Below are 23,967 nucleotides of genomic sequence, written 5' to 3'. Positions count from 1 at the left end.
TCCTTATTAAAAATTTAATATTTATAATTACTTACTTAATAGTATTGTTTTTTAAAGTAAGAACTAATAAAATTTTTACATAAAAAAGTTATGTTAACGGTAAAGTTACGCCTACTTGTTTCATATATTTTCCTTGTCGATCGGCATATGAAGTATCACAAATTTGATCACCTTTTAAAAATAAAAACTGACACGCTCCTTCATTTGCATATATTTTAGCAGGTAATGGAGTAGTATTAGAAAACTCTAAAGTTACATGTCCTTCCCACTCCGGCTCTAACGGAGTCACATTTACTATTATACCGCACCTTGCATAAGTGGACTTGCCGACACAAATAACTAATACATCACGCGGTATTTTAAAATATTCTATAGTTCTGCCAAGGGCAAAACTATTAGGTGGAATAATACACACATCTACTTCTCTATCAACTAAATTATATTCACTGAAATTTTTTGGATCAACCGTAGTAGAATTAATATTGGTAAATATTTTAAATTCATTAGATACTCTAGCATCATAGCCGTAAGAAGATAAGCCGTAAGAAATAATCTTTTCTTTATTATGAACTCTTACCTGCTTTTCCGCAAAGGGCTTAATCATACTTTGATTTATAACAGCTTCTTTTATCCACTTATCTGACATTATAGCCATAATCCAAACTTAATTTAATTAATAAACTAATGGTTATAACTCATAATTATTTACAATACAAAATTTTTCTTTAAAACTATAAGTCTAAGGCCACTTGAATAATGATAGTGATAATAATACAACATTATCTATTTAAAATTAAATTATTACAAATTAAAATAGTTTTTTATTGTCAATTATGAAAAAGTATTATTATATTTTAGTGTAGTTAGATTTATATTTATAATACTAAAAATTTATTTTGTATGGTAAATTTTATTATTTAGGTTTATGGAGGCTTTATAAAGTGAAAAATTTATTATTAGCTGCAAGTATTATTTGCTTTGCATCGGCTGGTCTTGCCGAAGAAAATCCAACATCCGTTATTTCTAATTCTGATACCGAAATAAAATTAGAAGGATTTTATTTATTTGAAAGTGGTTATATTAAACAGGATCATTTAATTTTATTTGATAAAAATGTAACCGATAACAGGAAAAAGCTAGGGTTTTACACGGAAGCAGCGTTTGCGGCAACTATTACTAAAACTATCAATGATGTAATAGCAGGTGCTAAAATAGTGCTTCAACCTACTACAAGAGCAAAAACCTCTACAAGTTATAATGGATCACATATCTTTATTGAAACTAGTTACGGTAAAGCAGAACTCGGCTCTCCTGCTGACGCAAGTACTAAATTGCGTATTACCGGCTCTCAAGTAACTGCAGGTACCGGAGGATGGTCTAGATATGCTCTACTCGACGGTCAGTATATGAGGTATAAAGGCTTAAAACCGGATTTTGACACTAGTGCTAGCTTTTATCTTGCATCATACTCGAATTATTTTGATCAAATCAATGATAAAGCTGAAAGAGCTAGAAGAGTAAACGTTTTTACGCCTAAAATGAAAGGCTTCCAAGCCGGTATCTCTTATACTCCCGATACTGCTAATACGGGCGGTAATAGAGATATAAATAATTTAACGCTTGAAAGCTCAGGAAGAAACGGGATTAGTGTTTCTAAAACCGGAATAAAGACGGTTAAATTAGAAAATAATGAAACTATGACTATCAATCAGAATATTAGAGATGCTTTTTCTGCCGGCTTAACTTATGAACATGAAATTAGCGAAGATGTAGACTTAAAATTATCTGTTACCGGAGAATACGGCAAGCCTGCTCGTCGTCTTATTCATGCTAAAATGGACGGAACTAAAGTAGTAGAAGTTCTAAATACTTATAAGCTTTCTAATTTAAAAGCATATAATCTTGGAGCAGTATTTACTTACGGTAATTTCTCTTGCGGGGCTTCTTACGGTAGTTTAGGTAAAAGCTTAACCGCTAAGGAATATTATAAAGTTGGTCGTGATACCTATTATTACAATGGAGCAGTTGCTTATGGACAAGGACCTATAAAAACAAGCCTTGAATATCTCAAAACTTCAAGATATAAAAACACCGTTGATACTGTAAGCTTAGCTACTGAATATAAGATCATGCCTGGTTTATTACCATATGCTGAAATTTCTCATTTCCAAGCTAAAGGTAAGCCTGTATATTACCCTAAAGCACCTAGTAAGACAACACGAGGTACTGTTGGTCTTATAGGTACAAAACTTAAGTTTTAATTGTGTACAAATTGACATCGTTTTATAGCTGATTAGCATTATTGTAAGAGTTAACAAAATTACTAACAAACTCGTTATGCTCTTCATGAGAATAAAAGAATTCCATCACTATTATAATCAAGGCTTAGAGTAATCTTATGCCTTGATTATTCAACTTTTTTAATCGAACTATCAATAAATTTTTATTATAGTTCGTCGTTGCAATAGCCTTGTTTACTCTTCTGTTAAACCTCTGAACCATTCTATTAGCCTGCAGCTTTCTAATTCTTGTCAAATTATGCTTAGCTTTGTACTTCATTTACTTAAAATATTTCAGAAAGCTACAGCCAAGATGAATTTAAAGTTGAGCCTACACAGCGTAAATTACGTGAGTACCGGCGAATCCTGAAAAATTCGCTTGTATCACGCGATCGAGAATATGCTGTACTGCCTTTTGATTAAATAAAATTATATATTTTACTTTTTTTATTGTTAGATGTTGACTTTTTTTGATTACAATATATTGTGGCACAACCATAATATATGGTAATCATGTGATATGTGATTTTTATTATTTTAAAACAGGAGTAACACTATGAATCATGCTCAACTTACAAGCTCAGGATATTCCTTTGTAAATGGATTAAAAGCAGTTACAAGATATGCAACCGCTTCTAAATTATTATTTAAAGATGCATATAATTTTGTTTCTAGTTCCAACTTAAAAAAAATATTTACAATATTACATGCTTTAAATATTCAGAAAGTCTATACAAAAGATGGTGATTTTGAGGCAGCGTTGAAGTTTTTTAATATGAGACAGGATAATTCTCTAAAGATAAAGATAGATGTAACTCAGAACATAGAAAAACCAGCGTCAGAGGACAATGAAAATTTTTTTCTCCTATATTAAATGTATTTAAAAACATGATGGAAACAAGTAATATTATAGATAAATATATTACAGCAATCCCTCATTTAATGAGTATAGGTTTTACCTTAAAAAAAATTTCAAGCCCCAACCACGTTATAAGCAAATTTGATGCAATAAAGGTACCAGCACTTATGGCAGCTGCTACCGCCATCGGAAAACCTTTGATAGATACAATTAGAGAGGATTGTTCTACTATAATTCAATTTTTCAAGGATAGTAATAAGCTCTTAACTGGTGTTTATAACCTTTTCGGTAATAATAATGAAGATTTTGCATATTATCCGTTAGAGGAAGGTCATCAGGATGATCAAGTTGATGTTATAGGAGTGGGGGATAGTAACATCTATTAATTTGAACTAGGCAAGATGAATTTAAAAGCTTACAAAAACTTTTAATAATAGACTGGTACAAGCGAATTTGTAAAAAATTCGCTTGTATCAAACCATATAAAATATGCTGGGTTTCTTGTATACACTCAATCTTTATTACAATTATGATGAAAACCTATTATTTTTAGGGAAACCCATAGGCGGTAATTTACCTGCACCACCTCTTTTCCCTAAAAATGCAATAATATTTTTCTCGAGCTTTACTTTTCCATTGTTATTCCAGCCTAAACCATCTTCTTTATTAAATATTTTAATATCTAGAAGCTTTGCATTTTTAAATTTTTGTAACGTTACGCCTTGTCCTTTTTTCATTTCAGGTATTTCATCTATATTAAACACCAGCAATTTACGGCTCTCACCGATGCAAGCAACACTATCTCCATTTGCAGGCAAGCAAATAATGCATATATGTCCGTTTGGTACGTTCATAATTTGCTTTCCTGTTTTTGTTTGAGCCATTACTTCGTTTGAATTAACTAAAAATCCCTTACCTATGCTACTTGCAAGTAATAAAAGCTGATCAGGTTTATAGACTAAAATATTTGTAATATCATTATTCCCTATATCCACAAGTAACTTTATAGATTCCCCCGTTCCTTTACCTTTGGAAATATTATCGGCAAGTAACGTAAAAAACCTCCCTTCTGAACTAACTATTAATATTTTATCGGTCGTATAAGCTTCTAAAATAAATTTTTCTGCGTCACCTTCTTTATATTTAATATTCGATAAATCAGTGTTATGACCTTTTAACGAACGTACCCACCCCATTTTTGAGCAGATAATAGTAATCGGTTCTTTAGTAATGAAAGCCGTTATATCAACTACTTGATTCGTAAGCGTTACTTCTTCAAAGTAGGTCCGCCTTGCTCCTATTACTGTATTGAATCCAAATTTTGTTTGTACTGTTTTTATTTCTTTTTTAACTACTTTCCATAGTTCTTTAGGATTATTTAAAATCTCTTCTAATATGGCTTGTTGTTTTTGTAAATTACTATGTTCATTAATAATTTCCTGCTCTTCAAGCCTGCGAAGCGAACGAAGACGGGTATTTAATATTGCTTCTCCCTGTATTTCGGTTAGCTTAAACCGCTCCATCATTCTCGCTTTCGGCTCATCCTCTTCACGAATAATTTTAATGATTTCATCAAGATTTAGATAAGCTATTCTAAGCCCTTCTAGAATTTCTAAACGATGCTTGATTTTATTTAAAAGATAAGTTGACCTGCGAGTCACAATATTTTGTCTATGATCTAGAAACTCTTGTAAAATCTCTAAAATATTCATTACTCTCGGTACGTTATTACTGCCTATTACATTCATATTTAGTTGAATTCGGCTTTCTAAATTCGTTAGCTTGAATAGAGATTCCATAACTATCTGCGGATCACAACTACGATCTCTTGGCTCTATAACCAACCTGATAACGTCGGTTGATTCATCTCTAATATTGCTAACAAGCGGGATTTTTTTATCCTTTAGTAATATCGCTATTTGTTCTATGAGTTTTGATTTTTGAACTTGATAAGGTATTTCGGTTACAACTATCTGATATGTACCGTAACTTAGCGCCTCTTTTTCCCATCTGCTTCTCACTCTAAGACTACCACGTCCCGTACTATATGCAGCATTAATAACTTCAGCTTTATCAATAATTATGCCGCCGGTCGGAAAATCAGGACCTTTGATAAAGTTCATTATATCGTTAATTTCAGCTTTCGGATGGTCGATTAAATGTATTAGAGCATCACATAACTCATGTAAATTATGCGGCGGTATATTGGTTGCCATACCGACTGCTATCCCTTCAGAACCATTAGCTAGTAAGTTCGGAAAACGTGCCGGCATTATTACCGGTTCTAAATCGGAATCATCATAAGTAGGGCGAAAATCTACCGTATCTTTATCAATATCATCCATTAATAACATACATATTTCGGTCATACGTGATTCGGTATAACGCATAGCTGCTGCATTATCACCGTCTATAGAGCCGAAATTGCCCTGTCCGTCAATTAAAGGATAACGTAATGAAAAATGCTGGGCAAGACGCACTAAAGTATCATATACCGCACCATCACCGTGCGGGTGATATTTACCGATCACGTCACCGACTACTCTTGCACATTTCTTATAGCCGGAATTCGGCTCAAGCCTTAGCTGTAGCATTGCGTATAATAACCTACGATGTACAGGCTTAAGCCCGTCACGTACGTCAGGAAGCGAACGTGACATAATTGTTGATAATGCATAAGCAAGATAACGCTCCGATAATGCATTACCAAAGTCAATATTTTCTATTTTAGCTTCTTTCATAAAATGTTTAGTATTTGTTTTTGTTGTATTGACTCCTATTTCATTCCCGCGAAAGCTTTGTTGCATGGCTCGATTTTTTTGTTGTCATCCCGCGACTTGATCGCGGGATCCAGTTAAAAATACTAAAATTATTAGTATTTTAAGTTGTAGATACCGTGGTCAAGCCACGATATGACAATAAAGCATCATTTTAACACACAACTCTGCTTGTTATAAGCTAATTTCTTACAAACCGCTTTAGCTTGGCTAAGACTACCATAATCACCGGCTAAGATTAAATAGAAAAATTTGCCGTCGTCATATTTAACTTTTTTGGTTGTGATAACAATATTTTTAAGAATTTTCGGGAATTTCTTTTTTATTCTTGCCCCTTCCTTTATTGCTTCTGCTTCAGATTTTACCGAACCAAGTTGTACTTTATAACTTTCATTATTTTTACAATTTTTAGCATTACTAGCCTTATCTTTACTTCCTTTTTCAAGCTTTATTATATTTAAATCCGTTTCATTTTTGGAGTTATTACTTGGCTCTATTAATGCAATAAGGTTAGATATTTCATCAAAAGATTCATCGCTTTGACTTTGGTTGCGAGAATCTATATTCATAGGTTTCTCAGGATCAGGAAGCAATTTTACGGTTTTAATATTTGTATCTTTAGCAATAAGATTTTCATATATCGTACTATGTACTGCTGCTATTTGGTTATTTTCTATTATAGACGGTTTTATTTTTGTAGGCAGCTCATCAGGATAAATAGTAATTACTGGCTTGCTATTCTGATAATATTGATAAGCAAAATAAATAGCGGATATACATATTAAACACCCTAGACATATTTTAACAAAAATATTATTGATCATAAATAAAATACTCTGGCTGTCATTCCCGCGAAAGCGGGAATGACATAGCAAGTTTAGTACTAACGTCTTACAATAATTACATTTTATTCATTGGTTCTACACCTATCACTTCAAGACCTCTAGCTATAACTTTTTGTATAGCTTTAGCAAGAGCAAGACGAGCGGTAGTTAATTCGTTATTGTTTTCAATTACAAATCTATAGTCACTATTTTCTTTACCGAAATTCCATATAGAATGAAATTTTGAAGCTAAATTTATTAAATAAAATGCTATACGATGCGGTTCAAAATATTTTGCAGATGCTTCTAATGTTTTTGTCCACGCAGCTAAAAGTTTTATGATCTCAATTTCTTCTTCTGATGATAATAATGATAAATCATATATACCGGCTTCAAAGCTATTATAAGATTCCGGCATTAGTTCCATAGCTTTTGATAAAATTGATATTGTTCTTACATGTGCATATTGTACATAAAAGATAGGATTTTCTCTTGATTGTTCTTTCACTTTTTCTAAATCAAAATCAAGCGGCTTATCATTTTGTCTAGTCAACATCATAAACCTTATGATATCTTTCCCCACCTCATGATTTACATCTTGCACACTAGCAAAGCTTCCAAGACGTTTTGACATTTTAACCGGCACACCGTTTTCAACAAAATTGACCAATTGACAGATTTTAACATCTACTTTAACCTGCTCTTTGCCTAGAGCTTTAACTATTGCCTCAATTCTTTTAACATATCCGCTATGATCAGCACCAAGTACATAAATTAAGTGATTCGCTCCTCTATCTATTTTATCCTTAGCATATGCAAGATCGGAAGCAAAATACGACCAACTTCCGTCAGCTTTTTCTATAGGGCGATCTTGACTATCACCATACTTGGTAGATTTAAATAATTTTTGAACTCTGTTATCCCATTCTTCATGAATTTTACCTTTAGGAGCAGGTAGCGTACCTTCATAAATTAGCCCCATATTAGTAAGTAATTTCACTGTTTCCTCTATTTCACCTTTATCATGCAATGACTGTTCAGAGAAAAATATATCATGTTTAATACCTAGCTCTTCTAAATCTTTTCTATTTAAATCAAGCATCTTTTCTACGGCAAAATTTTTGACTATTTTGAATCTTTCCGCTTCATCCATCGCTAATAATTTATTACCGTATTCTTTCACTAAAATTTGCCCAACCGGAATTAAATACTCTCCCGGATATAAACCGACAGGGATAGTAATTTTTTCGCCTAACGCTTCTCTATAACGTAATAATACTGTACTCACTAAATCATTTATTTGTGATCCTGCATCATTAACATAATATTCTTTTGTAACATTGTAACCTACCTTTTGCAAAATTCTTGCTAACACATCGCCATATACTGCTCCTCTAGCATGACCTATATGCATTGGACCCGTGGGATTGGCCGACACATACTCGATATTAATATTTTTGTTCTTATCTATATCAATTTCAAAAAACTTTTCTTCGTGCTGTAGAATATTTTTAATTGCTATCTGCCAACTTTCAGCTTTTATAGTAAAATTAATAAAGCCTGGTCCTGCTATTTCTATACTTGCAATATAAGGTAATGTTATAAGTATTTCTTTAAATTTCAGTGCCACCGTACGGGGAGGAATATTTTTTTTAGCAGCAATGATCATTGCAATATTACTTGATAAATCACCGTTAAAATTATCTTTCGGCGTTTCAATAGTAGCAATATTCGCTATTTCCTGATTATTATATAATTGCCGGCTTGCTGCAATTATGTCTTGTTTCAATTGATTAAATATATTCATAATTTTAGATGTTATTAAAATGTACAGAATAGACTTCCTGCATAACGTAGCTAATAAGGAGGAATTTGTAGGAGACACTTCGCTGCGAACCGCAGCGTACACTGAGTACGTGAGGATTTGAGCACTGGAGCGACGTACAAATTACCCTTAGAAGCACGTTATGCAGGAAGTCTAACAAAGTTGATTATATTCCTGAATAGCAAAACGATCTGTCATACCTGCTATATAATCGGCAATAACTCTAGCTTTACTATATATTTCATTAGAGTCTATTAGCATTTTCCAATTAACCGGTAATAAATTAATATCATCCATATAAACCTTAAACAAACCTTGTACGATTTTAGTACATTTAAGGCTGATGGCCGTAATTTTATTACTTTTATAAACTCGCTCATGTAGAAACTTTTTAGTTTCCTTAATACGTTCATTAGTTTTTTCCGTAAAATCCACTAGCTGATAATTCAAATTACGTATCTCATCTATATCAGTAATTTTTTCTTTATTTAAATTTTCTTTTGTTTGCCATAATAAATCGGTAATCAATTCATGCATTAGCTTACGTACTACCTCATAAATAAGACACGAGGAGCTAATATTTTTAAATTTTGACTTGAGTTCAAAAACATGCTGATCAATATATTTAAGTTCACCAAGACTATTAAAATCGATAATTTTAGCACCGATACTATCTTCCAAATCATGCGAAATATAACTAATGTCATCGGCAAGTGCTGCTATTTGAGCCTCTGCAGATGCATATGTATCAAGCTCTAAATCATTTTGCTTATTATACTCTGCTATATATTCATTTATCTCACCGGTTATAGGACCGTTATGTTTTACGATTCCTTCTAAAACTTCCCATGTTAAATTCACTCCGTTATAAGCCGCATATCTTTTTTCAAGTAGTGTTAGTATCTTTAAAGATTGAGCATTATGGGAAAAGCCGTTATACTCTCTCATACATTCGTTTAAAGCTCTCTCGCCCGCATGACCGAAAGGCGTGTGACCAAGATCGTGAGCAAGTGCTATTGTTTCGGCTAAGTCACTTGATAAATTTAAAGTATTAGCAACCGAACGTGCAACAGTCGAAACCTCTAGAGAATGAGTTAACCTATTTCTATAATGATCTCCTTCGTGATTAATAAAAACCTGAGTTTTATACTGTAAACGCCTAAATGCATTAGTATGAATGATGCGATCACGATCATGTTCAAACTCATTTCTATACGAGGTCGGGATCTCTTTATATAATCTCCCCCTACTTTTAAGAGGATCGGAAGCATATGAAGCTAGCATCGTTATCCTTTATTTTGAAAGGCGTTGTTGCATGATTCTGATGTCATTCCCGCCTTCGCGGGAATGACATCAGAATCATGCAACAACGCCACCTTGAAAAATATCAAAATATACTATATAATTTATAAGACTTTTACAAGGTAATTTTAAGTGACGATAACAATTACGGATAGAGCTTTTCAGCGAGTCCGCGAGTTAATAGGGCTAGAAAAAGATAAGAATTTAGTATTGCGAGTTTCTGTTGATAGCGGTGGTTGCTCAGGTCTGATGTACAATTATGAATTAGTCTCAAAAAATACTATAGAACAGGATGATTATGTCATTACTAAACATAATGCTACAATTATTATTGATCCTATCTCTCAAAAATTTATGCTGGATTGTACTTTAGATTTTATAGAAGAACTCGGCAGCTCATATTTCAACGTTAGCAACCCTCAAGCTAAGGCAAAATGCGGTTGCGGTAATTCTTTTGCAGTATAGATACGAATATTACGAGTGAACATCATAACTCCAATGTCATTCCCGCGAAAGCGGGAATGACATAATCGATCCACGCAACAAAACCCCGCAGTAATAACATTCACAAACATTTACTATAGTCTAATGTAGATCATTAGGTTGAAAGATACCACCAAGCCCATCCACTTCATTATTATCACCATAAGGAAGAAGGTCTACTTAATATATATTTTGAAAGGTAAAATTTGAGGTTATTTTTCTTTTGTAATTTTATCATATTTTTTCAGTTTGATAAGAATGGACTCTAGATTATCCAACTTAATCATACATGGACCGTCACTTGGAGCGTTATCCGGGTCTTGATGTACTTCCATATACATACCGGCAATACCTACAGCCGTTGCTGCCTTTGCAAGTAACTCTACATATTTTCTTTCCCCTCCGGTACTACCTCCTAGCCCTCCAGGTTGCTGAACAGAATGTGTTGCATCAAAAACTACAGGTACATTTAGCTCTGCCATTATTGCAAGACTACGCATATCAGATACCAAATTATTATAGCCAAAACATGCCCCACGCTCTGTAAATAATATATTTGCTGCTCCAAAAGCTTCTAGTTTTGCTTGTACATTTTTCATATCCCAAGGAGCTAAAAACTGTCCCTTTTTTACTTTTACTATTTTACCGGTTTTCGCTGCGGCTTGAAGTAAGTCGGTTTGTCTGCATAAAAATGCCGGAATTTGTAAAATATCTGCTACTTCGGCTGTTTCGGTACATTGGCTCTCTGAATGGACATCAGTAACAATAGGACAATCAAATTCAGCTTTTACTTTTGATAAAACTTCCAAACCTTTCTCAATACCAAGCCCTCTAACCCCATTTATAGAAGTTCTATTAGCTTTATCAAATGAAGATTTATAAATAAACGGAATATCAAGCTTGCTAGTTAATTTAACAAGTTTTTCTGCCATAAATAAAGCATGATCTTGTCCTTCAATCTGACATGGTCCTGCAATTAGGATAAACGGCAAATCATTTCCTATTTTGATATTGTTAAGTTTTACTACTTTTTGCATAATTCTTAGATTTAATTATTGAGTGAGGCACGGATTAGTATTTCTCTGTTATATCAGTTGCTGATTCATTTTCTATTAAGTCATTGTTAATTACTAACGTATAATATTTTTCTTTTATTGTCGTTAAATCATAATCACCATGATAATAACCTTCTAGGTTAATAATTTTTTTTAAATAAAAATTTAATTGTTCTGTTTCTAACGGTTCATCTATATTTTTTATAATAGAAGACTTAATATTAATTAAATACGCTTTTATTTTTTTAAATTCTTTAATAATTATAAAAATATCACTCGGTTTTGTTACCAATATTCCTACAAACAAAATTAATAATATTTGCGTTAAAGACATATTTATATTAGTTTCTTATGTTTATATTTTGGATTTAAAATACTTTCCCCGTTAGTACTTAGCATATACTCATGATAATCTTGATAATTTCCTTCAAACCATGTAGCATTATTTTCTTTATCATATGATATAATATGAGTGGCTATTCTATCTAAAAACCACCTATCATGACTAATCACTAATACACAACCTGCAAAATCTAAAATAGCATCTTCAAGTGCTCTTAAGGTATCAATATCTAAATCATTAGACGGCTCATCTAATAATATAACATTTGCTCCTTCTTTTAGTAATTTTGCTAAATGCACTCTGTTACGTTCTCCACCTGAAAGTTGCCCAACTTTCTTTTGTTGATCACCGCCTCTAAAATTAAAAGCTGCACAATAAGCTCTACTTTTAACTATTTTATTACCAAGTTGCAATTCGTCTAAACCTTCTGAAATTTCTTCCCATATAGTTTTATTATCATCCAAATGATCACGTGATTGATCAACATATCCTAATTTTACCGTTTGACCAATTTTAATAGAACCGCTATCCGGTATTATTTTACCTGTAATAATATTAAACAAAGTAGACTTACCTGCTCCATTTGGTCCAATAATTCCTACAATAGCTCCACGTGGAACTTTAAAACTAAAATCTGATAATAATATTTTATTGTTAAATTTTTTAGCTATATGCTCTGCTTCAATAACAAGATCACCTAAACGAGGTCCGTTAGGTATTATTATTTGAGTAGGGTCATTTTTTTGCTCTTGTTGTTTATTTAATAACTCTTGATATGCTGTAATACGTGCTTTATTCTTTGATTGTCTAGCTTTTGGAGTTTGACGAATCCATTCAAGTTCACGACTCAATTGTTTTTTTCTATCATCGTCTTCTTTACTTTCTAAAGCTAATTTTTTTTGTTTCTGCTCAAGCCAAGAACTATAATTTGATTCCCACGGTATACAATTTCCACGATCTATTTCTAATATCCATTCTGTAACATTATCTAAAAAATAACGATCATGGGTAATTACTATTACGGTGCCTTCATAATGATTTAAATAATCTTCAAGCCAAGAAACTGATTCTGCATCCAAATGATTTGTAGGTTCATCAAGTAACAACATATCAGGTTTCTCTAAAAGCAATTTACATAAAGCTACTCTTCTTTTTTCTCCACCGGAAATTTTTGTAATATCTGCTTCTTTTGGCGGACAACGTAAAGCAAGCATTGCGATTTCTATTTCACGTTCTAGATTCCATCCATCACAATTGTCTATTTTTTCTTGCAATTCTGCTTGTTTATCAAAAAGCTTTTGCATTTCTTCATCAGTGATTTCACCGGCAAATTTGTCACTTATATCATTAAATTCTTCAATAAGTTTTTTCTTTTCATGAAGGCCTTCTATGATATTGTCAAAAACATTTTTACTAGGATCAAGATACGGTTCTTGAGGTAAATATCCTACTTTTATACCAATTTTAGCTGTTGCTTTACCTTCAAACTCTTTATCAATACCTGCCATTATTTTTAATAAAGTCGATTTACCTGCTCCATTTGGACCTATTATACCAATTTTAGCTCTTGGTAAAAATGATAAATTTGTTTCTTTTAAAATTCGTTTACCATTTATAATTTTGCTTAAACCAACCATTTCATAAACATATTGATATGACATAAATTACTTATTTCCTTATATTATTATTTTACACCGATAAATATATCTACTACCGCATTGTATGAATTTATTGCTCTATGATCATATAATTCAAAATCAGATATTATAATTTCTATCATTGGTTTTTCTCGTTCAGATATTTGATTTGCCAAATCTTAAGAAATAAAATGCTGTATACATGCTTTAATTTTAGCAGCTTGAGGATTAAACTCTTTATTATTGCTTGTACATACTTTTATACCTACTAACTTTATTTCGTTCAAGCTTATTGATGATTTTTCCATATTGCATTTTAATTTAATTTAAATAATATCAAGTCTAATTCTTCCAAATCTTTATAATGAAATATTAATTTTCCGCCTAATGGATAATTTTCTATTGTTATTTTTATACCAAATTTTTCTGATAAAGCTTTTACTAATAATTCTAGATCATTGTCTGTAGTACTGTCCTTTAAAAAACGCTTTCCTACTTTGTTATTATTGTTAGGAGATTTCGTATACTCATTTTTATACCATTGTCTTACTAGTTCTTCTGTTTGACGTACATTTAAATCATTATTTATAATATGATCGGCTATTACTTCTGCATGTTCATGATTTATTAAACATCGAGCTTGACCCATACTTAGTATATTTTCATTTACTTTATCTTGAATAGACTGCGGCAAATTATTAAGCCTTAACAAATTAGCTATATGACTACGACTTTTACCAAGCCTCTCAGCTAATTTTTCTGCCGTATAATTAAAATTTTCCACTAAATATTTAAAACCACGAGCTTCTTCCATAACTGTTAAATCAGTTCTTTGTATATTCTCAATTAACGCTATTTCCATACTCTCTTTAGCATCTAAATTTTTTATAATTACCGGTATCTCTAAAACTTTTGCTAATTTACATGCACGCCAGCGTCGTTCTCCTGCTATAATTTGGAAATTATTATCAACAATAATAGGCTGTAATAAACCATTATTCAATATAGAATCTGCTAATTCTTTTATTTTATCATATTCAAAGTTTTTTCTAGGCTGATTCTCATTCGGTCTTATTTTATCAATATTTATTATTTGTATTATTTCTGATTCTATAGAAATAACTTCTTCTCCAAGTAATGAAGATAATCCTCTTCCTAGTCCTTTATTTTTCGCCATATCTTTCTAAGATTTCTTTTGTAAGTTCTATATATGCAACTGCTCCCGAACATTTATAATCATATATAATAGCCGGTTTTCCATATGAAGGAGCTTCAGATAGTTTAATATTTCTTGGAATAACGGTTTTAAATACTAATTCTCCTAAGCATTTCCTAACATCATCTTCTACTTGCTCAGTTAAACGATTACGCTTATCATACATTGTAAATAATATACCTGCAATCTTTATCCTAGGATTTAATTTTTTCTCTACAATTTCAATTGTTTTTAGCAAATGGCTTAATCCTTCTAAAGAATAAAAATCGCATTGCATTGGAATCAGCACTTCATCGCTTGCAACTAAAGCGTTTACCGTTAATAAATTTAACGAAGGAGGACAATCAACAATTATATAATCATATAATATTTTTATTTCTTTCAATAACTTCATTAAAATATATTCTCGGTCCTTTAATTTTGTTAAATCTAATTCAGCCGCAGATAGATTAGTGTTTGAAGTAATTATTTCTAAATTTGGTATATTTGTAGAAATTATTGCATCTTTCAATTCTATTAGATTTGTTAATACTTGATATATAGTATTTTTGCGTTGTTGCTGACTAATGCCAAAACCGGTACTACTATTCCCCTGAGGATCAAGATCTATAACTAAAACTTTTTTATTTACAGCAGCAAAAGCTGTAGCTAAATTTACAGTGGTTGTAGTTTTAGCTACTCCTCCTTTTTGATTAACAATAGCAATAACTTTCATATAATTTTTGTTAAATTACTAACTTCTAGAATTTTCCCTTCTCTAAAAGTAATACTTTGATGTATTAAATAATCAAATAACCACTTCTCTTTAGCTTCTACTATTTCAGTTAAATAATTTTTTCCTTTTAATAACAAAAATTTTTCTTGTACTGAAATATTCTTTATACAATTACATATTGTATTTAAGTTAGAAAAAGCCCTACAAGTTAATATACTACAATCCATTTCTACTTTTTCTATTCTTTGATTGATTATTTGTATGTGTTATTATTTGATATCTTTGATGCTTTTTCTAAAAATATACATTTACGTAAATCCGCTTCTATTAAACTTACTTTCGCTACACCTGCTATAGATAATACTATACCGGGAAAACCGGAACCACTTCCTATATCAACCAAGTGTATCTCTTTATCATCAATGTATTGTATTAATTGTAATGGGTCTAATATATGACGTTGCCAAAAATTATGTATATTATTATCCGATACAAGATTGATTGCTTTATTCCATTTTTTTATTAATTCTTGAAAAATTTCTAACTTTTCAATTATTTCATGTGGAACTTCCATCACTATATTTAGTTTTTAAATAAATTATAATAGCCGTAATTGCTGCAGGTGTAATCCCTGGAATTCGACGTGCTACGCCAATAGTAGTAGGTTTATGGTAAGAAAGTTTTTCCTGTATCTCTAATGATATACTTGGTATTTTAAAATAGTCAATATTTTTAGGTATTAATTGCATTTCCTCATTTTGAAACAAATTAATATCTGCTTGCTGTTTAGCTAAATATGATGCGTATTTAGCTTCAATATATAACAATTGTAAAATATTACTATTAATTTCTTGAAGCTCAGGAAAAATTTTAATAGCCTGCTCAATAGTAAAATTAGGTATTTTAAATAAATCTAAAACTGTTTTATACGTACCGTCTTGTGCTACTTGCACTCCTATTTTAACAAGCTTACTAGTAGTGAAAGATAATGTTTTTAATAAATTTCTTGTTTTTTCTATATTATAACATTTTGTTTCAAATATTTCTTTACGTTTTTTTGATACAACTCCAATATTTATTCCTAATTCCGTTAAACGTAAATCCGCATTATCTGCCCTTAAAGATAACCTGTATTCCGAGCGGGAGGTAAACATGCGATAGGGCTCCGTAGTGCCAAATATTGTTAAATCATCTATCATTACCCCAATATAACTATTTGTTCTTGTTAATATAAAAGGTGGTTGATTTTTTATTGCCAAAGCAGCATTAATGCCTGCAACTATACCTTGTCCTGCTGCTTCTTCATATCCTGTAGTACCATTAATTTGCCCGGCAAAATATAGTCCCGTTATTTTTTTTGTCTCTAGAGTAATACTTATTTCACGTGGATCAACATAATCATACTCTATAGCATAACCAGGACGTAAAATAGTTGCTTTTTCTAGACCAGGGATTGTTTTTATTAATTTGCATTGTACTTCTTCAGGCAAAGAAGTAGAAATACCGTTTGGATAAATCGTATAATCATCTAGCCCTTCAGGTTCCAAAAATATACGATGTTCTGATTTTGTGCTAAATCTGACTATTTTATCTTCTATAGAAGGGCAATATCTTGGTCCTATCCCTTCTATTTGTCCTGAATACATAGCAGATTTATCAAGATTCTCACGTATAATATCATGAGTTTCTGAGGTTGTTTTTGTGATAAAACAATTTATCTGAGGAACATCAACAATATTTGTTAATGCCGAAAAAGGACGAGGAGTTTTATCGCCGGGCTGTAGAGCTGTTTTACTATAATCAATTGTACGCCCGTCAATTCGCGGCGGTGTACCTGTTTTTAAACGGGCAATCTTAAATCCTACTCTTTTTAATGTATTAGATAATCCATAAGAAGGTTCTTCATCTACTCTACCGGCAGGAATTTTTGTCGAGCCGATATGAATAAGACCTGTTAGGAAAGTACCTGTAGTTAATATAATTTTTTGACCAGGAATTTTACTACCATCATTTAAAACAACCGCTTCAACTTTAGAAGATTTAATTTCTATATCTTCCACTTTTCCGTATAATATATCTAAATTTGGGTAATTTGTTAATATTTGATACATCGCTTCTTTATAAAGCTTTCTATCAGCTTGTGCCCGAGGCCCCCAAACTGCCGGACCTCTAGTTTCGTTAAGCATTTTATAATGTATACCGGCTTGGTCTATAACATAACCCATTAACCCATCAAGTGCATCGATTTCTTTAACTAATGTGCCTTTTGCAATTCCACCGATTGCCGGATTGCAAGACATTTCACCTAAATTTTCCGGTTTTAACGTAATCAATAGAGTAGAAACTCCAAGACGTGCAGAAGCAGCTGCAGCTTCTGCTCCTGCATGCCCACCGCCTATAACTATTACGTCATATTTTAGCATTAATTATTCTATAATTTCAGATTTATTAAAGAAAAATTCGATTTCTCTTTTTGCACTATTTTCACTATCAGAACCGTGAATACTATTAGCTTCAATTGATTCACCGAAATCTTTTCTAATAGTTCCGGCTTCAGCTTCATCAGGATTAGTTGCTCCCATAATCTTACGATTTAAAGTTATAGCATCTGTACCCTTAAGAACTTGAAGCACTACTGCTCCTGAAGTAATATATTCAACTAAGCTATTAAAAAACGGTCTTGCTCTATGCTCATCATAAAAACATTCTGCTTCATATTTAGTTAAATGCTTCATTTTTTGAGCTACTATTTTTAAGCCTGCATTTTCTAAATAAGTATTGATTTGCCCTATTTTGTTCCTTTTAATAGCATCAGGCTTAATCATTGAAAAAGTATATTGTATTGTCATTTTGTAACCTATTTATATAATTATTAAATTTATTTTTTAGCTGAACGATTCCATGTTAAAGCGAATAAACCGCCCCCTAAAAGAGCAGAAACACTAAAAAAGATAAACACCCCATTCCAATCGTAATTATCGCTAATCCATCCTACACCAACACCCGCAATGGCTGCTCCTAAATAACCAAATAATCCTGATAATCCGTTAGCAGTACCGACAGCTTGACGCGAGCTAAAATCCGCAGCAGCAATACCTACAAGGAGCTGTGGTCCTGAAACAAAAAAGCCTATTAGAGAAAGAATTACTATGCTTAATAATTCACTTTGAATAGGTATTTTCCAAAACAAGACTAGCAATAAGCTAAGCGATACCATACATATGGCAGCAACAGGACCTCGACGTCCTTGGAATAGTTTATCTGATAAAACACCTGCTATTAATGCCCCTGGGATACCTATCATTTCATATAAACCGATTTGTAAACCTGCATTTGCAAGACTTATATTACGTAAATCTCTTAAAAATGTCGGTGCCCAATAAATTACACCGGAACGTATTATATAAACAAACATGTTAGCTAGACAAACATACCATATTAGCTTGTTACAAAAAACCATTTTAAGTAATTGCGGAGTTAATAGCTTTTCATAATCACCTATGGATTCAGGTGGATATTCTTTATATTCTTCCACGGTAGATAAGCCTACTTCTTTTGGAGAATGACGAAGCCTATTATATAAGAAAAGCGATACTATACAAGCAACAACACCGGGAACAAAAAAAGCAGCTCTCCAGTCGAATTTATCGATTAAATAACCACAGCTTACCATAGCTAAAGCCCCGCCTATTTGGTTGGAAGTTGCACCCATAGCCCATTTAGTGCCAAGCTCTTTTGGAGCAAACCAGTGAGTAAGCATTTTTGTTGCAGGAGGCCAGCCCATAGATTGAAACCAATTACTGACTATCCATAAAATTCCTATAAGCCATAAAGAATCTGAAAAGCCTATTAGAATAGTAATGATCCCGACAAGTAAAAGCCCTAATACCATAAATATACGTGCATTAACTTTATCACTAATAAAGCCGTTACAACCTTTACTAACTCCATACATTATAGAAGAAGCTGTTAATATCCAACCAATTTGTGTTTTAGTAACCCCAAAATATTCTCTTATAGCAGGAGTTGCTATGTTAAAATTCTGACGACAAAAATAAAAAGTCGCATAACCTATAATAATAGAATACAAAATCCTTACTCGCCAACTATTATATTTTTTTACATATGGCGATCTTGGAGTTTTAATTTTGGATTTTGTACTTGTCATATTATAAACTCTCCGACTATAAAAAAAGCAAGTTTCTTAGAAGCTTGCTTTTTTTATAATATTAAATTTTAACAAATTCTATTTTCGGTTTTATTCACCAAAACTTGATACTCTTTATTTAAACTTTTAACGGCATATATCCATAATATTACTATTACAAAGAATATAGAAGCAAAATAAGGAGTCGCCTCTACAAAACCGAATACAGGAAATAAAATAAAGAATGTAGATTGAATAATAGCACCGCCTGATTTACCGAATCTTCCGCCGATAACTTCAACGGCAGCTTGTCCTTTTACACGTAAATCTTTATCAAGCGGAATATATGCCATATTTTTAGTCGCATCAAATAAAGAATATTTTACACCTTTACTTAAAACATTCTGAATCATACCGATCATAACCGCAAGTGCTAAAGAAGGACCTGAAGCAAGAATTCCTGTTAAATACATAGCAATAACGCTATCAAAAAAGATAAATGCAAAAAATGCAGCACCGGTCAGTAACATCATTAAAGGAGTAATCATTGCAGCAGTCAACCATGATACCTTTCTTAGAATATTACTTCCTACAATCATAAAAGCGATAGCAACCCAACCTTGATAAAATTGGAATCTGCCCATATACATAGTATAAGCTTCTTTTGTTGGATATAATTCTTTTACTTTTGACTTCCACACCCCTTCAACTAAATTTACGGAAACACCGTAAGCAATAAGGAGTAGAGCAATATAGCCCACATATTTAGACGTAAAAATCATTTTAAAGCTATCTAGGAGCGACATTTTTGCTTTAGATTTCTTTTCTTTTACAAGTGCAGGATCATAAAGAAGCGGGTCAGTCAAAACATTTTTATTCATCCATCTATATGTTAATATTATTAAAAAGCTGCTTGTTATCATAATAATAAATAACGGAACAAATTTTAGATGTTCTGCAACTATTTGTGTTTCTTCATGCAAGAAATATCCAATAATAACAGATGCTACAGGCAATGCTAAATTAGCAAGTAAACCGAACATTGAGTAAAAACGTTTAGCTTCGTCGGTTTTAGTAATTTGGTTAGCAAATTGCCAAAATAATAAACTAAGCATCATTGTTCCCCAAAGCTCTGCCATAGTATAAAAAGATGCAAAACTCCATTTCCCAACTATTCTTATAAACCATTTGAAATTAGGATAAGCTAAACTCAAATGTTCAATCGTTTCAGGATCAGGATGTACTAAATCAGGATAAGGGTACAGAACAAATGCAAATAGTGCAAAATACCCTAAGAAAAATGCAGTAATGACATAAAACACGTTTTCTTGCTTTAAAATATCGCAAAGTTTAACATAAATTACCATAGCAATTACGGCAGCAGGTAGTACTATATATGTTTTTAAGAAACTTATTGCTTCTGCCCCTATATCCGTTACTACAAACCCGTCTTTAATTGAGCGAAGGGTTGAGTAGTTTAATAAAATACAGAACATCATAAACGCCATAGGAAGAAACTTCTTATTTTCATATCTTTCTATAGGCCAAATTACTTTTCTCAGTTCCGAGATATAATTATCGCTTTTCGTAGTACTCATAAATTAAATTTTTCTATTTATTGTGAAGATAGATATTATACTAGAATATGTTAGAAAAGTCAAACCTGTTGATTTTTACTCAAAGGAAATTAAATAAAATTATTGATGTTAAGGTAAGGAAAGAAATTCATCTGAATGTAGCATATAGATGGTTTTGTGATTTAGGTTTGGATGATAAGGTACCCGATCATTCATCATTAAGTAGAATAAGAGATAGATATGGAGTAGAGCTATTTCAACAGATATTTGAAAGCTTAATTAAGCGATGGTATAAATTAGGTATTTTAAAAGGAGAAACCATTATTTCAGATGCATCTTTAGTTGAAGCGTATGCATCTATAGATAGTATGATATTAAGAAATGATAAAGATGATACACAAAAACGAGAATTAAAAATATATGAACGTCGTTATCATGATTTTAGAGAAGGGAAAAAAGTAAGAAAAATATCTAACCAACCTCATGTAAGCAAAACAGATCCTAATTGTAGTCTTGTATCAAGAACTAGTGGCTATAAAAAGCTATGTTATAAAACACATTACTCGATTGATAGCGGTACGCGTATTATAGTAGATTGTTATGTAAGTACAGGATCACAACATGAGTGTGTTATACTGCCAAATAGGGTTTGTTATATATTAAATAATTTTTCTTTTAAAATAAAAGAATGGATAGCAAATAAAGGTTACGGTAGAGGTCCAACTTATAGATACTTTCAGTTGCTAGGAATTACTACTTATATACCTTTACACGTAGACAATCTTGGTGAAGGAAAAATAAGTAGAGGTGAATTTAAATATGACAGAAAGAACGATAGGTATAAATGTCCTGAAGGACATTACCTTTATCCTTATACAAAATTAGATAAAAACGAATAAAGCGTTATCGTATTACGGGTGGACATTGTAAAAATTGTCTATTAAGACAACGTTGTATTTCTGATAATTATAGTAATAGAGCAAGATTTATATACCGTAATCCTTATCAGGATGAAATAGATGAAGTAAAAGCAAGACAGAACAGCATTGATTTTAAGCAAAAACTAATTGAGAGCAAATGGAAAATAGAAGGCATCTTTGCTGAAGCTAAAGATAATCATGGCTTACGAAGAGCACAATTTAGAAGTATACAAAAAACACAGATTCAAGTCTTCATGATTGCAATAGTGCAAAATTTCAAACGGATACTTAAAATTATTTTTTGGTTTTTTATCTATTGCTACTAAAAATAAAAAATATTTGCAACCTTGATGACTTTTTCAACAGTCCGTATAGAGACTTTAAATAGTTCAGAGGATAAAACTATCAGAATAAAGGCAAAAACTTTAAACTTCCCGTTATCTCCAGCAGATTTACGTGATATATCTATTTTAGAAAAGCAATATGATCAAGAAGAAAATTGTGCAGGACTTGCTGCACCACAAATAGACATATCAAAATGTATAATAATATTTGCAGTACATGAAAATGAAGAGTTAAAAAAATGGCATCCTGACCTTACGGATACAATACCTCAAACTATATGGATCAACCCCTCATATAAACCGATAGGTATTGACAAACATGAAGATTACGAAGGATGCTTTCCTGTTGAAAATGCTACAGGACCGATAGCAAGATATAAGAAAATTCATTATCAGGCATATGATATAAATGGAAATCAAATTCAAGGTATCGTAGAAGGATTTTTAGCAAGAGTTATCCAGCATGAAATTGATCATCTAAATGGAAAAGTATTTTTAGATTATGTAGCTCCCGAAAAAATCTTGAGTAAAGAAGAATATTTAGAAAAACGTACAAAAGCTATGCAACAGAAAACTACAACTATAAAACCTTAGAATTTTCTAGGTTTGCTAAGCTTTACAAATTGACTTTTGCATCACTCAATAAAATAAAAGTGGCACAACAAATAATCTTGAACTTTTAGTTTCTATAATTTAAATTATTTGCATTTTTAAATTACTGGATTCCCGCTTTCGCGGGAATGACATTAGAGAGACGCAACAAAATCTACCGAGGCTTATATATTTTAGTAAAATAGGGCAGTTTTGATTCTACTGTAAAAAACTTTTTCAGGCAATCTACAGATTTGAAATCTGTTATATCATAACGAGCATATTTTGCTTTTTGGCCTTGCCATGTCATATTTTCACCGGAATAATCAATCTCATGCCACTAACGTCCGATAATATGAGACGTATTTTCATCAAATGCTGCAACATTTTGGAAATTATAAGATTCTATTAGTTCTTGCAAATATTTTGCCATTAACGCTGCTTCTTTTTTATCTAACCCTCTTGCATTTATTGCTATTAATAATGCTAAAGTAGTTTTGGGTAGAAAATTTTGTAGTTCTGATAAATATACAAAATTATAATCAGTAGAATTTAGAAATTGCTCTAAGCTTTTGACATTTGATGCTTGTAGCTTCATTTTCTTAGCAGTTTGTGCTACCCTTGCTTCTAAAATAGGACAAAGCTTCTGCCATTGAGCCGGTAAATCACAATCCCTTGCTATGGCTGTTTCTGTTAAAAATAAAGTTATAATTATAATCAGGAAACGCATAAAATTTATTCTATATTGGAATAACTATTGCATCGGATACGGGGCGTACTATATGTTCTCCTAACGCTTCATCTTCATCGCCTGTAACATTATTTATAATTTTTCCGTCCATAAATAACGTGGAAGAGCCACCGCCATCTAGGTTAATTGCCGATTCACATCCAAGGCTTAGCATATAATCTGCAAGCTCTGTTTTAGTTAGCCCTACCACAGTATCATTAACAAGATGTTTTTCTAGAATTTTTAAAGCTTCGGGCATTGTTAATTTCTCAAGAGTTACCCCCTTTTCTTTTCGTAGAATTGATCTAACTTGTGCAAGCTTAAGGTCTTTTACGTGTTGCTT

24 protein-coding genes and 4 pseudogenes are annotated in these 23,967 nt (G+C 31.9%); 9 read left to right on the top strand and 19 right to left on the bottom strand.

Going from position 1 to position 23,967, the window contains the following annotated elements; translation table 11 throughout:
- Window positions 1-88: 88 nt before the first annotated feature.
- The gene (dcd, locus tag ACIAS7_RS02770) at window positions 89-655 is read right to left on the bottom strand and encodes a dCTP deaminase (protein ID WP_473199250.1); all 567 of its coding nucleotides are present in this window, start codon (window positions 653-655) and stop codon (window positions 89-91) included.
- Between the two features lie 286 nt (window positions 656-941).
- On the opposite strand from dcd, the gene ACIAS7_RS02765 reads away from it, so the two are divergent.
- The 4 genes and pseudogenes from ACIAS7_RS02765 (at window position 942) to ACIAS7_RS02750 (ending at window position 3,524) form a co-directional block, all read left to right on the top strand.
- Window positions 942-2,261, top strand: coding sequence for a porin (locus ACIAS7_RS02765; protein ID WP_473199249.1), 1,320 nt, complete (start codon window positions 942-944; stop codon window positions 2,259-2,261).
- Between the two features lie 309 nt (window positions 2,262-2,570).
- Window positions 2,571-2,687, top strand: a pseudogene (locus ACIAS7_RS02760) (palindromic element RPE3 domain-containing protein); the annotation flags it as partial.
- A gap of 148 nt (window positions 2,688-2,835) precedes the next feature.
- On the top strand, window positions 2,836-3,153 hold the full coding sequence (locus tag ACIAS7_RS02755) for a hypothetical protein (RefSeq protein ID WP_473199458.1): 318 nt from the start codon (window positions 2,836-2,838) through the stop codon (window positions 3,151-3,153).
- Window positions 3,154-3,167: 14 nt separating this feature from the next.
- Window positions 3,168-3,524, top strand: coding sequence for a hypothetical protein (locus ACIAS7_RS02750; RefSeq protein WP_473199248.1), 357 nt, complete (start codon window positions 3,168-3,170; stop codon window positions 3,522-3,524).
- A gap of 141 nt (window positions 3,525-3,665) precedes the next feature.
- On the opposite strand, the gene parC is transcribed toward ACIAS7_RS02750, so the two are convergent.
- The 3 genes from parC to argS form a co-directional block, all read right to left on the bottom strand.
- Window positions 3,666-5,879 carry a DNA topoisomerase IV subunit A gene (gene parC, locus ACIAS7_RS02745; protein ID WP_473199395.1) on the bottom strand — a complete coding sequence of 738 codons (2,214 nt, stop codon included), beginning with the start codon at window positions 5,877-5,879 and terminating at the stop codon, window positions 3,666-3,668.
- 185 nt (window positions 5,880-6,064) lie between these two features.
- Window positions 6,065-6,739 carry an SPOR domain-containing protein gene (locus tag ACIAS7_RS02740; protein ID WP_473199247.1) on the bottom strand — a complete coding sequence of 225 codons (675 nt, stop codon included), beginning with the start codon at window positions 6,737-6,739 and terminating at the stop codon, window positions 6,065-6,067.
- A gap of 76 nt (window positions 6,740-6,815) precedes the next feature.
- Window positions 6,816-8,546: an arginine--tRNA ligase gene (gene argS / locus ACIAS7_RS02735; RefSeq protein WP_473199246.1), complete on the bottom strand. Its 1,731-nt coding sequence runs from the start codon at window positions 8,544-8,546 to the stop codon at window positions 6,816-6,818.
- 19 nt (window positions 8,547-8,565) lie between these two features.
- On the opposite strand from argS, the pseudogene ACIAS7_RS02730 reads away from it, so the two are divergent.
- A pseudogene (locus ACIAS7_RS02730) lies at window positions 8,566-8,720 on the top strand (palindromic element RPE1 domain-containing protein); the annotation flags it as partial.
- Here ACIAS7_RS02730 and ACIAS7_RS02725 read toward each other — a convergent pair.
- Window positions 8,718-9,848, bottom strand: coding sequence for a deoxyguanosinetriphosphate triphosphohydrolase (locus ACIAS7_RS02725; protein WP_473199245.1), 1,131 nt, complete (start codon window positions 9,846-9,848; stop codon window positions 8,718-8,720). The pseudogene ACIAS7_RS02730 and the gene ACIAS7_RS02725 sit on opposite strands and share 3 nt — an antisense overlap.
- 150 nt (window positions 9,849-9,998) lie before the next feature.
- Between ACIAS7_RS02725 and ACIAS7_RS02720 the strand changes: the two genes are divergently transcribed.
- Entirely contained in the window at window positions 9,999-10,331 is a 333-nt protein-coding gene (locus tag ACIAS7_RS02720; protein ID WP_473199244.1) for an iron-sulfur cluster assembly accessory protein, read from the top strand.
- Between the two features lie 230 nt (window positions 10,332-10,561).
- On the opposite strand, the gene kdsA is transcribed toward ACIAS7_RS02720, so the two are convergent.
- From kdsA to tlc1, 12 genes and pseudogenes are all read right to left on the bottom strand, one after another.
- Window positions 10,562-11,386 (bottom strand): 3-deoxy-8-phosphooctulonate synthase, encoded by an 825-nt coding sequence (kdsA, locus tag ACIAS7_RS02715; protein ID WP_473199243.1) that lies wholly within the window; start codon window positions 11,384-11,386, stop codon window positions 10,562-10,564.
- A 34-nt stretch (window positions 11,387-11,420) separates the two neighbouring features.
- On the bottom strand, window positions 11,421-11,738 hold the full coding sequence (locus tag ACIAS7_RS02710) for a DUF2672 domain-containing protein (RefSeq protein ID WP_473199242.1): 318 nt from the start codon (window positions 11,736-11,738) through the stop codon (window positions 11,421-11,423).
- Between the two features lie 2 nt (window positions 11,739-11,740).
- Window positions 11,741-13,408: an energy-dependent translational throttle protein EttA gene (ettA, locus tag ACIAS7_RS02705; RefSeq protein WP_473199241.1), complete on the bottom strand. Its 1,668-nt coding sequence runs from the start codon at window positions 13,406-13,408 to the stop codon at window positions 11,741-11,743.
- 23 nt (window positions 13,409-13,431) lie between these two features.
- The gene (locus ACIAS7_RS02700; RefSeq protein ID WP_473199240.1) at window positions 13,432-13,560 is read right to left on the bottom strand and encodes a hypothetical protein; all 129 of its coding nucleotides are present in this window, start codon (window positions 13,558-13,560) and stop codon (window positions 13,432-13,434) included.
- 3 nt (window positions 13,561-13,563) lie between these two features.
- Window positions 13,564-13,692 carry a hypothetical protein gene (locus tag ACIAS7_RS02695; protein ID WP_473199239.1) on the bottom strand — a complete coding sequence of 43 codons (129 nt, stop codon included), beginning with the start codon at window positions 13,690-13,692 and terminating at the stop codon, window positions 13,564-13,566.
- An 8-nt stretch (window positions 13,693-13,700) separates the two neighbouring features.
- The gene (locus tag ACIAS7_RS02690) at window positions 13,701-14,561 is read right to left on the bottom strand and encodes a ParB/RepB/Spo0J family partition protein (RefSeq protein ID WP_473199238.1); all 861 of its coding nucleotides are present in this window, start codon (window positions 14,559-14,561) and stop codon (window positions 13,701-13,703) included.
- Window positions 14,548-15,315, bottom strand: coding sequence for a ParA family protein (locus ACIAS7_RS02685; RefSeq protein ID WP_473199237.1), 768 nt, complete (start codon window positions 15,313-15,315; stop codon window positions 14,548-14,550). The genes ACIAS7_RS02690 and ACIAS7_RS02685 overlap by 14 nt, the downstream gene beginning before the upstream one ends.
- Window positions 15,312-15,889 (bottom strand): annotated as a pseudogene (gene rsmG, locus ACIAS7_RS02680) (16S rRNA (guanine(527)-N(7))-methyltransferase RsmG). The gene ACIAS7_RS02685 and the pseudogene rsmG overlap by 4 nt, the downstream one beginning before the upstream one ends.
- Complete coding sequence (mnmG, locus tag ACIAS7_RS02675) at window positions 15,873-17,738, bottom strand: tRNA uridine-5-carboxymethylaminomethyl(34) synthesis enzyme MnmG (protein WP_473199236.1); 1,866 nt, start codon at window positions 17,736-17,738, stop codon at window positions 15,873-15,875. The pseudogene rsmG and the gene mnmG overlap by 17 nt, the downstream one beginning before the upstream one ends.
- Window positions 17,739-17,741: 3 nt before the next feature.
- A complete protein-coding gene (gene ndk / locus ACIAS7_RS02670; protein ID WP_473199235.1) occupies window positions 17,742-18,164 on the bottom strand; it encodes a nucleoside-diphosphate kinase in 423 nt (140 codons plus the stop codon).
- Window positions 18,165-18,193: 29 nt separating this feature from the next.
- Window positions 18,194-19,483, bottom strand: a complete 1,290-nt coding sequence (locus ACIAS7_RS02665; protein WP_473199234.1) for an MFS transporter — start codon at window positions 19,481-19,483, stop codon at window positions 18,194-18,196.
- 68 nt (window positions 19,484-19,551) lie between these two features.
- A complete protein-coding gene (gene tlc1 / locus ACIAS7_RS02660; protein WP_473199233.1) occupies window positions 19,552-21,060 on the bottom strand; it encodes an ATP/ADP exchange transporter Tlc1 in 1,509 nt (502 codons plus the stop codon).
- 47 nt (window positions 21,061-21,107) lie between these two features.
- Here tlc1 and ACIAS7_RS02655 point away from each other — a divergent pair, with 47 nt between their 5' ends.
- The 3 genes and pseudogenes from ACIAS7_RS02655 to ACIAS7_RS02645 form a co-directional block, all read left to right on the top strand.
- A complete protein-coding gene (locus ACIAS7_RS02655; protein ID WP_473199232.1) occupies window positions 21,108-21,938 on the top strand; it encodes a transposase in 831 nt (276 codons plus the stop codon).
- Window positions 21,935-22,285 (top strand): transposase, encoded by a 351-nt coding sequence (locus tag ACIAS7_RS02650; protein ID WP_473199382.1) that lies wholly within the window; start codon window positions 21,935-21,937, stop codon window positions 22,283-22,285. Before ACIAS7_RS02655 ends, ACIAS7_RS02650 begins: the two co-directional genes overlap by 4 nt.
- A 42-nt stretch (window positions 22,286-22,327) precedes the next feature.
- A pseudogene (locus ACIAS7_RS02645) lies at window positions 22,328-22,897 on the top strand (peptide deformylase); the annotation flags it as partial.
- 337 nt (window positions 22,898-23,234) lie between these two features.
- Here the strand turns inward: ACIAS7_RS02645 and ACIAS7_RS02640 are convergent.
- Both ACIAS7_RS02640 and ACIAS7_RS02635 read right to left on the bottom strand, forming a co-directional pair.
- Window positions 23,235-23,624 carry a hypothetical protein gene (locus ACIAS7_RS02640; protein WP_473199231.1) on the bottom strand — a complete coding sequence of 130 codons (390 nt, stop codon included), beginning with the start codon at window positions 23,622-23,624 and terminating at the stop codon, window positions 23,235-23,237.
- 10 nt (window positions 23,625-23,634) lie between these two features.
- The gene (locus tag ACIAS7_RS02635; RefSeq protein ID WP_473199394.1) at window positions 23,635-23,799 is read right to left on the bottom strand and encodes a phosphodiester glycosidase family protein; all 165 of its coding nucleotides are present in this window, start codon (window positions 23,797-23,799) and stop codon (window positions 23,635-23,637) included.
- Window positions 23,800-23,967 lie beyond the last annotated feature (168 nt).

The sequence above is a fragment of the Rickettsia sp. 109562A South Dakota genome, assembly GCF_055791265.1.
This window is presented reverse-complemented; position numbering and strand designations above follow the sequence as displayed.

Bases quoted from the DNA above. Each gene is read 5' to 3' on its own strand.
- dcd (WP_473199250.1), bottom strand. From the start codon at position 655: ATGGCTATAATGTCAGATAAGTGGATAAAAGAAGCTGTTATAAATCAA.
- ACIAS7_RS02755 (WP_473199458.1), top strand. From the start codon at position 2,836: ATGAATCATGCTCAACTTACAAGCTCAGGATATTCCTTTGTAAATGGA.
- ACIAS7_RS02750 (WP_473199248.1), top strand. From the start codon at position 3,168: ATGATGGAAACAAGTAATATTATAGATAAATATATTACAGCAATCCCT.
- parC (WP_473199395.1), bottom strand. From the start codon at position 5,879: ATGAAAGAAGCTAAAATAGAAAATATTGACTTTGGTAATGCATTATCG.
- ACIAS7_RS02740 (WP_473199247.1), bottom strand. From the start codon at position 6,739: ATGATCAATAATATTTTTGTTAAAATATGTCTAGGGTGTTTAATATGT.
- argS (WP_473199246.1), bottom strand. From the start codon at position 8,546: ATGAATATATTTAATCAATTGAAACAAGACATAATTGCAGCAAGCCGG.
- ACIAS7_RS02725 (WP_473199245.1), bottom strand. From the start codon at position 9,848: ATGCTAGCTTCATATGCTTCCGATCCTCTTAAAAGTAGGGGGAGATTA.
- kdsA (WP_473199243.1), bottom strand. From the start codon at position 11,386: ATGCAAAAAGTAGTAAAACTTAACAATATCAAAATAGGAAATGATTTG.
- ACIAS7_RS02710 (WP_473199242.1), bottom strand. From the start codon at position 11,738: ATGTCTTTAACGCAAATATTATTAATTTTGTTTGTAGGAATATTGGTA.
- ettA (WP_473199241.1), bottom strand. From the start codon at position 13,408: ATGTCATATCAATATGTTTATGAAATGGTTGGTTTAAGCAAAATTATA.
- ACIAS7_RS02695 (WP_473199239.1), bottom strand. From the start codon at position 13,692: ATGGAAAAATCATCAATAAGCTTGAACGAAATAAAGTTAGTAGGTATA.
- ACIAS7_RS02690 (WP_473199238.1), bottom strand. From the start codon at position 14,561: ATGGCGAAAAATAAAGGACTAGGAAGAGGATTATCTTCATTACTTGGA.
- ACIAS7_RS02685 (WP_473199237.1), bottom strand. From the start codon at position 15,315: ATGAAAGTTATTGCTATTGTTAATCAAAAAGGAGGAGTAGCTAAAACT.
- mnmG (WP_473199236.1), bottom strand. From the start codon at position 17,738: ATGCTAAAATATGACGTAATAGTTATAGGCGGTGGGCATGCAGGAGCA.
- ndk (WP_473199235.1), bottom strand. From the start codon at position 18,164: ATGACAATACAATATACTTTTTCAATGATTAAGCCTGATGCTATTAAA.
- ACIAS7_RS02665 (WP_473199234.1), bottom strand. From the start codon at position 19,483: ATGACAAGTACAAAATCCAAAATTAAAACTCCAAGATCGCCATATGTA.
- tlc1 (WP_473199233.1), bottom strand. From the start codon at position 21,060: ATGAGTACTACGAAAAGCGATAATTATATCTCGGAACTGAGAAAAGTA.
- ACIAS7_RS02655 (WP_473199232.1), top strand. From the start codon at position 21,108: ATGTTAGAAAAGTCAAACCTGTTGATTTTTACTCAAAGGAAATTAAAT.
- ACIAS7_RS02640 (WP_473199231.1), bottom strand. From the start codon at position 23,624: ATGCGTTTCCTGATTATAATTATAACTTTATTTTTAACAGAAACAGCC.
- ACIAS7_RS02635 (WP_473199394.1), bottom strand. From the start codon at position 23,799: ATGCTAAGCCTTGGATGTGAATCGGCAATTAACCTAGATGGCGGTGGC.